Raw genomic sequence first — 283 nt, 5'->3', positions numbered from 1 at the left:
CCCGATGGTGAAAGTGCCGGCGCTCGTGCTCGACGAAGGCGAGATTCTCTACGACAGCGCAAGCATCATCGACTATCTGCACGAAGAGGTCGGCCCCGCTCGCGCATTGCTCGCGACGAGCGGCGCGCGACGGCGCGACGCATTGCAGTTCATCGGTATCGCCTCGGCGATCTATGGAAAGCTCAGCGACATCTATGACGAATCGATCCGGCCGCCCGAGCGCCAGATTGCTTCGATTACCGAATCGTTGCGCGAACAGGCGCTCGCCGGATTCACGATGCTC

At 61.8% G+C, this 283-nt stretch carries 1 protein-coding gene; it reads left to right on the top strand.

The genetic code is table 11. From position 1 onward, the window contains the following. Positions 1-283: glutathione S-transferase N-terminal domain-containing protein (locus SB753_RS36525; RefSeq protein ID WP_410804994.1), on the top strand; the 283-nt coding region annotated here is incomplete at both ends.

This window comes from Paraburkholderia sp. SIMBA_053, from assembly GCF_046534895.1.
Lineage (GTDB): Bacteria > Pseudomonadota > Gammaproteobacteria > Burkholderiales > Burkholderiaceae > Paraburkholderia > Paraburkholderia caledonica.
Note: the sequence above shows the minus strand (reverse complement) of the source record. Positions and strands in the feature narration are given on the sequence as shown.